The 6103-nt window shown below is 63.6% G+C and carries 9 protein-coding genes and 2 pseudogenes; 7 read left to right on the forward strand and 4 right to left on the reverse strand.

Annotated elements, in window-relative coordinates; translation table 11 throughout:
- Window positions 1-588 precede the first annotated feature (588 nt).
- On the forward strand, window positions 589-1236 hold the full coding sequence (locus AC1D34_RS33040) for a hypothetical protein (protein ID WP_476826518.1): 648 nt from the start codon (window positions 589-591) through the stop codon (window positions 1234-1236).
- Between the two features lie 148 nt (window positions 1237-1384).
- Here the strand turns inward: AC1D34_RS33040 and AC1D34_RS33045 are convergent.
- A pseudogene (locus tag AC1D34_RS33045) lies at window positions 1385-1582 on the reverse strand (ATP-binding domain-containing protein); the annotation flags it as partial.
- Window positions 1583-1982: 400 nt separating this feature from the next.
- Here AC1D34_RS33045 and AC1D34_RS33050 point away from each other — a divergent pair.
- Complete coding sequence (locus tag AC1D34_RS33050) at window positions 1983-2123, forward strand: hypothetical protein (RefSeq protein WP_476826519.1); 141 nt, start codon at window positions 1983-1985, stop codon at window positions 2121-2123.
- Between the two features lie 6 nt (window positions 2124-2129).
- Window positions 2130-3179: a multidrug effflux MFS transporter gene (locus AC1D34_RS33055; RefSeq protein ID WP_476826523.1), complete on the forward strand. Its 1050-nt coding sequence runs from the start codon at window positions 2130-2132 to the stop codon at window positions 3177-3179.
- 472 nt (window positions 3180-3651) lie between these two features.
- Here the strand turns inward: AC1D34_RS33055 and AC1D34_RS33060 are convergent, their stop codons facing one another.
- The 3 genes from AC1D34_RS33060 to AC1D34_RS33070 all read right to left on the reverse strand — a co-directional run bounded on the left by AC1D34_RS33060 (window position 3652) and on the right by AC1D34_RS33070 (window position 4570).
- The gene (locus AC1D34_RS33060) at window positions 3652-3948 is read right to left on the reverse strand and encodes a hypothetical protein (protein WP_441509078.1); all 297 of its coding nucleotides are present in this window, start codon (window positions 3946-3948) and stop codon (window positions 3652-3654) included.
- Between the two features lie 34 nt (window positions 3949-3982).
- Window positions 3983-4186 carry a hypothetical protein gene (locus AC1D34_RS33065; protein WP_476776785.1) on the reverse strand — a complete coding sequence of 68 codons (204 nt, stop codon included), beginning with the start codon at window positions 4184-4186 and terminating at the stop codon, window positions 3983-3985.
- Window positions 4187-4357: 171 nt separating this feature from the next.
- On the reverse strand, window positions 4358-4570 hold the full coding sequence (locus tag AC1D34_RS33070; protein WP_441509080.1) for a hypothetical protein: 213 nt from the start codon (window positions 4568-4570) through the stop codon (window positions 4358-4360).
- Window positions 4571-5219: 649 nt separating this feature from the next.
- Between AC1D34_RS33070 and AC1D34_RS33075 the strand changes: the two genes are divergently transcribed.
- From AC1D34_RS33075 to AC1D34_RS33090, 4 genes and pseudogenes are all read left to right on the forward strand, one after another.
- Window positions 5220-5411, forward strand: coding sequence for a DUF5681 domain-containing protein (locus tag AC1D34_RS33075; protein ID WP_476826520.1), 192 nt, complete (start codon window positions 5220-5222; stop codon window positions 5409-5411).
- On the forward strand, window positions 5408-5665 hold the full coding sequence (locus AC1D34_RS33080) for a hypothetical protein (protein ID WP_476826521.1): 258 nt from the start codon (window positions 5408-5410) through the stop codon (window positions 5663-5665). Before AC1D34_RS33075 ends, AC1D34_RS33080 begins: the two co-directional genes overlap by 4 nt.
- Window positions 5662-5847, forward strand: a complete 186-nt coding sequence (locus tag AC1D34_RS33085) for a hypothetical protein (RefSeq protein WP_476826522.1) — start codon at window positions 5662-5664, stop codon at window positions 5845-5847. Before AC1D34_RS33080 ends, AC1D34_RS33085 begins: the two co-directional genes overlap by 4 nt.
- 112 nt (window positions 5848-5959) lie before the next feature.
- Window positions 5960-6103, forward strand: a pseudogene (locus AC1D34_RS33090) (IS6 family transposase); the annotation flags it as partial.

Consider the following 6103-nt stretch of genomic DNA (forward strand, 5'->3'; position numbering starts at 1 on the left):
TCATGCGGCGACGAAGGGCGCTCATCGGCTTGGCTTCGGTCATCGGGAGCTCCTGCTGGGCTGGGTGGCTTCAACACCCAAACCCTCCCAGCAGGAGCCTCCCGTCACAAACCCCGCAGCTTTCCCGCGTCAGCGGGTTCGTTCAATCCCAAAAACGCCAGCCATTCTAAAAATCTGCCAAAGTAGTGCTAACCAGAGACTGCCGCCTCGCAAACCGCAGAATCACACCCAGCGATGCCGCGAGAGGTATCGCCAACAGCCTTGGCATGAGAATAGAAGAGGTGCTCGTTGCATCCATTCTGATAGCCACTCCTCTCCCCGTCCTCAAACCGACAATTGATGATGTTGGGTCCGCAAGGCCCGTGACGATTGGGCTGGGCAGCGAGCCGGAAGCGCTCGGCATAGCCCCCCGACATTTGCGACGAAGAACCGTTCTCCAACTTAACCGTAATTGGAGATGTTGGGCCAGTTGCGTTGCCCGGACGCACAAACACGTTACTATTACGTTAAGGAAATTATCGAGTTGCCGCGCGGATCGAGCCCAGCCACGCGTTTTCAATCCAGTGGCGGGCGTTAACAGGTGAAGTCATGAATACGCTGCTCGCACTCCCTGCGGCCGCCCTGATTGGCCTCGCCGGTCTCGTCTTCACCGCCAGTGACGCTGAAGCCCAGCGCCGTGGAGTCGGTGCAGGTGGTGGTTACCGAGGTGGTGCGGTGGGTATTGGTTCCCGCGCTGGATACCGTGCCGCTGCCGTTGGCGGTGGCTACCGAGGTGGATATGGTGGCGCGTACCGTGCCGGATACCGTGGAGCCTACCGTGGGGCGGCATACCGTGGCGGTTACTACGGCAATCGTTACTACGGTGGCCGGGCGCTCGCAGCAGGCGTCGGACTCGCAGCAGGTGCTGCCTATTACGGCAACGGTTATGGCTACGGTTCTGGCTATGCCGCTCCCGCCGCCTACGGCTACAATGTCAATGGCGTCTATAGCGACGCTCCCTATGCCGCCACCACGTATTCCGGCAGTGCATGTAATTGCAATCAGGGAACCGTGAGCGGCTATTCGCAGCCCGTCTACTACGGCACGCCGGCCTCAACTTACTATGGCGGCGGCTACTACGGGGGAGGCTACTATGGCGGCGGATACTATGGCAGACCTGTCGCTCGTGCGGGCATTCGCCGCGCCGCATATTACAATAACCGACCAGTTGTTGGGCACTACGGTAGGCGCTGGTAAATCTCCAGCCCCAACAGGCATCAGCGCACTCGTCGCGCTCCTTGTTTGAGCGGAATAGACGTAGCTCAGCGGTGGGATGCTGGTCATATGCATCCAAGCATGAGAGCACGGTAAGAGGTTCGACCGCGATGTTGAGCCTCTGGTGCCGTCAACTCCACTCGCGCCCCGCCATCCATTCCCGCAGCTTCGTCCATCGGCATTTTCCGCCAGCCCTCACGGCCTTGGCCAGTGCGCGCTTCTGCCCGACGATGACGACCAGCCGCTTGCCCCGCGTCACGCCCGTGTAGGGGAGGTTGCGGGCCAGCATCATGTAGTGCTGGGTCGCGACCGGGATGACGACGGCGGGTCAGGTTCGCGACCGATCCCGACGTCTTTGAAGGGCGTCGAGGAGCAGTTACAGGGGCAGGCAACACGGGCCTCCGATGTGCCAATAGCAGAAGCCGGTTCTGCTTCGCCCGCCAGCCATGCCGCAGTCACGCGTGTGTCGCCGAAGGAGTGGGCGGCGAAGCGAGTTCGTGGAGTATGGTGACTAGCTCAGTGTGAACAGGCGATGTCCGATCACTGAACACCTCGATTGGATTTGCTTCAGTGAGCCGGTTGAGACGTGTGAGCAGGCGAATGCGCTGACGGTGGGTAAGTTTGGCTTCGGACGAGCGCCCGATGCCGCTGGGTGGCGGCCCAATCCTCGACATTCTGACCGGCCAAGCCTAGACAGCCGCCTGCCGTGCACGGAAGGGCGCCCCTCCATGAAACTCCGCCCCGACACGCTGGCGATGACCGCCGTCCTCGCCATGCTGACGGCGCTCGGCCCGCTCTCGACCGATTTCTACCTGCCCTCGCTGCCCGACATCGTCCGGGTGATGCAGACCGACATCGCCGGCGCGTAGGCGACGCTGTCGGTCTTCCTGTTCGGCTTCGCCGGCGGCCAGATCTTCTGGGGACCACTCTCCGACCGGGTCGGCCGCAGGCCGGTGCTGCTGGTGGGGCTCGGCATCTTCATGGTGTCGACATTGGCCTGCGCCTTCGCGCCCTCGATCGAGGCCCTGACCATCGCCCGCGCGGTCCAGGCGCTCGGCGCGTCGGGACCRATCGTGCTCAGCCGCGCCATGGTGCGCGATCTCTATGAGGGGCCGCGTGCCGGCCGCGAACTGGCCCGCATGGGGATGATCATGGGGCTGGTGCCGGCGATTGCGCCGGTGCTCGGCGGGGTGCTGCAGCAGGCCTTCGGCTGGCGCTCGACCTTCGTCGCCACGCTGGCCTTCGCCGCTGCCGTGGTGGCGATGGTGACGTTTCTTCTGCCCGAGACGATCCGGAACCGCTCGCGCGAGCCGCTCTCGCTGGGCTCCATCATCCGCGGCTTCGGCACGCTGTTCGCGAGTCGTGCCTTCCGCGTTTATGTCGCGCTGACGGCGCTGGCCTACGGCGGGCTCTTCGCCTTCATCTCCGGCTCGTCCTTCATACTGATCGACATCCATGGTCTGACGCCGGTCCAGTATGGCCTGTCCTTCAGCCTCGTCGTGCTTGGCTTCATTCTCGGCACGATCCTCGCGCAGCGTCTGGTCGCCCGCCGTGGCATGGACGGTGTCATCGCGCTCGGCGTGCGGTGCCTCGCCGGCGGAGGCCTTGCCATGCTGGTCTGCGTCGCTGGCGATTTCGGTGGCGTGGCCGGCGTTGTGCTGCCGATGGCGCTCTACACCTGTGGTGTCGGCCTCACGATGCCGCAGGCCCAGGCCTCGGCGATGATGCCCTTCCCGGATAGCGCCGGCGCGGCCTCATCCTTCACTGGGATCTGCCAGATGTTGTTCTCGGCCTGCGTCGGCCTCCTCGTCGGACATGCGCTGAAGAGCGGCGCGCTGCCGTTGCCGCTGGTGATGTCGGCGATCGGCGTCGCCGCGCTCGTGCTGTTCAGGGCGAGCGCCGCCGTGCGGGCGGCCAGGATCTAGCGGTCAGCCGTGACGCCCATCACTCGTCCGGTCCTAGTGAAATTAATTGCACATCATCGTGGAAAAAAAACCCGTAGTGCCGCGGCCACACGCTGGCTTCTACTGGGTTTCAATCACCCGGACTTCCCTCGGGAGGCCACCGGGGTGCCCGTTGGACTATCCGCTACTGCGGCTCCTCCGGCCGTCGAAGCGGGTCATGGAAAGATCTTGCAAGGCCCTATGGTGCTCCCGGTAAGCAACCTGGTCAAGAAATGACAGGATCAGCGTTCATAGGCGCTCGGATGGATCTCGTCGGCCTTGATGCGGGCAATGATGCCGTCCGCGTAGTCGGACACCCTGTCCCACGGCGCTGGTAATGCTCGTTCATGCCTCGCTCCGTCGGAAGAAGCGGATGGCTGCGCGGAGGGCCACTCGTGGCGGCAATGACGAGGCGAAGGCATTTGGTCGCGGCGATGCTGGTGGGCTTGCTCCTTTAGCGCAGGGCGGTCGCAGCCCGCTCGATCTCTGCCTTGTACGTGGCGCAGAACTGCGTCGGGCCGGCTGTCGACTCGGCCAGCACCCCGTCTCTCGCGGCCTCCATCGCGCTTCGCGGGATGGTTGGGATCTGTTGCTTCGCCCTCGCGAGAACGCCGGTGGGCAGTGATGTGCACTTGTCATGATAGGCCGTGACAAGCGCGATGCCGCGCGCGGCCCACTGGTCGTTCGCGGCGGCAGGCGACACTGCGCTCGCCGCGATGGCCGTCGCCAGCAGGGATGGGATCAGTTTCATCGTGCTTGCTCCAGCGATGAGGTGGCGCTTGGGTTCAGTCGACGCGGATGCTGCCACGCGCGATCAGGTTGCGGAGGGCCTCGTACTGGCTGCCCTCGCAAAATTCCGGCATCACGAAATTCTTGATCGCCGCGACCTTGTCCTGCGGCAACCGCGCGATGTCGGCAGCGCTGAACTCGCCCGCGAAGGGATGGCTGGCGAACAGCGCGAAGCCAGCGATGGCGAATAGGCGTTTCATCATGCTTGCTCCATGGTGAAGGCCGGAATTGGCGCTTTTTACTCCGCACCTGGTCAGGATGCGTGGATGCAGCGCTGGAAAGCCTCAACAGGCGGGGTCCGCCCTCAACGGCACCAGCACGACCGTTGCGCGGTCGCGTCTATGTGATGATGCTCGGCGCTGGCGATCCGCTCAGCGGAAAAGAGGGTGCAGCCGAAAAAGCCTGGCGTTGATCTGTCCGGAGAACCTGACCGGGTCGCCGTTCCTATAGCCCGCCAAGGTCCGCTCCGTCACGATGCTGCGGGGCATGACAATTTGCGTGGCGTCGTCATGGGTCGCAGCGCGTGCGGCTGATACCGCGAACACTGCAAGGGTGATGGCCAGAAGTGCGGTAGCCGATTTCATTGCTTGCTCCATTGGTGAAGACACTTGGACGGCGCTTCACGCCGCGTGCCGCATGGGCTCGCAGGGTCAGCGCAGGTGCGGCGGACGGCCTTCTAAAGCCGGATCATTTCGGCGCATGCGGCTTCGCGGTGACTGCCGGCTCAGCGACCTCAGCAGGGCTGCTCTTGATCCGGACGAACTGCGCCGTCGGCGCGCCCAGCGAACCAGCGGACGATGACCACCCCAAGCGCGAGGGTGGCGACGGCGCACGACCAGATGGCGAGGACCATGAGCATTACTCCTTTTTTGGGGTTCCGCTGCCTACCATGCGTCCGCCATGTCGGGCTTGTTCGTTCAAGCCATGCCCATGTCCATCGCCGCCAAGTGTCACGGGCCGTAGAGTAACTTGCCCATGCCCGGGCTCGCTGCGTTCCTCTCGTCTGGCACCGCGCGTCGCGGGTGTTATTTTCGATGGCAATATTGCATATTCAAGCGCGCCTTATCATTTCATAGTCTGCACATTTGCCAATTGATTGTTGGGAATGGAGGTCGGGTGCGGCCTGAAACGGGAGCGACTGAGCCCSGGGGCCCGGCGGGGGATAGAGGAAACTGGCGGCTCCCTTTTGATGACACTCGCCGTCTACGCCCTGGTCGCTAGAGGGCTCATGTGATGACTGGCGCTGAAAATGCAGCGGGGAAGCAGCGGGGCACGCCCTTCAAGCCGGGCCAGTCGGGCAACCCGGCAGGCAAGGCTAAGGGAACCCGCCACAAAGTGACGCTCGCCATTGAAGCCTTGCTGGAGGGCGAGGCCGAGTCCCTCACGCGCAAGGCCATCGAGTTGGGCCTGGGGCCGGCGACATGACGGCGCTCCGGCTGTGCATGGACCGGCTGGCTCCCGCCCGGCGCGACCGTCCAGTGACGTTCGACCTTCCCAGGTTCGAGACGGCGGGCGATCTGGCCAGGGCGACGCAGGCCATCCTGGAGGCAGTCGCGGCGGGCGAACTGACGCCGTCCGAAGCCGCTGAACTCGGCAGGCTGGTCGATGCCCATGGCAAGGCCATCGAGGTCACCGATCTGCACCGCAGGCTCCAGGCACTTGAAGGAGGGCGAGCATGACGAGGCCCAGCACTATGTCGCGACTGTCAGTGCGCATTGCGAAACTGGAGGCACGCGCCAACTATGGTGTGCGCTACATGATCAGTAACCGCCCGCCAAGCGATGAGGAACGGGAAGCGAACCTCACGGGCACACTCGACGATGGCCACGAGATGAGCCAGCTGCTGACAGAGGAAGAATGACAAGCAACGTTTTGCATGGGCGAACGGTTGCCGTACCATTTGGTTCTTTTGCAAACTCTTCAGTTACGGAGGTTAGGGCATCACCTTCCAGCCATTGGCGGGGGGATTTCAGATGTTCAAGGGCCGTCATTTCGACCGATCGGTGATCCTGCTGTGTGTTCGCTGGTATCTGGCCTACGGCCTGAGCCTGCGCGACCTGAAGGAGATGATGGCCGAGCGCGGCATCAGCATCGACCATTCCACGATCCACCGCTGG

Source organism: Allobosea sp. P1_A7, assembly GCF_056406775.1.

Bases quoted from the DNA above. Each gene is read 5' to 3' on its own strand.
- AC1D34_RS33040 (WP_476826518.1), top strand. From the start codon at position 589: ATGAATACGCTGCTCGCACTCCCTGCGGCCGCCCTGATTGGCCTCGCC.
- AC1D34_RS33050 (WP_476826519.1), top strand. From the start codon at position 1,983: ATGAAACTCCGCCCCGACACGCTGGCGATGACCGCCGTCCTCGCCATG.
- AC1D34_RS33060 (WP_441509078.1), bottom strand. From the start codon at position 3,948: ATGAAACTGATCCCATCCCTGCTGGCGACGGCCATCGCGGCGAGCGCA.
- AC1D34_RS33065 (WP_476776785.1), bottom strand. From the start codon at position 4,186: ATGAAACGCCTATTCGCCATCGCTGGCTTCGCGCTGTTCGCCAGCCAT.
- AC1D34_RS33070 (WP_441509080.1), bottom strand. From the start codon at position 4,570: ATGAAATCGGCTACCGCACTTCTGGCCATCACCCTTGCAGTGTTCGCG.
- AC1D34_RS33075 (WP_476826520.1), top strand. From the start codon at position 5,220: ATGACTGGCGCTGAAAATGCAGCGGGGAAGCAGCGGGGCACGCCCTTC.
- AC1D34_RS33080 (WP_476826521.1), top strand. From the start codon at position 5,408: ATGACGGCGCTCCGGCTGTGCATGGACCGGCTGGCTCCCGCCCGGCGC.
- AC1D34_RS33085 (WP_476826522.1), top strand. From the start codon at position 5,662: ATGACGAGGCCCAGCACTATGTCGCGACTGTCAGTGCGCATTGCGAAA.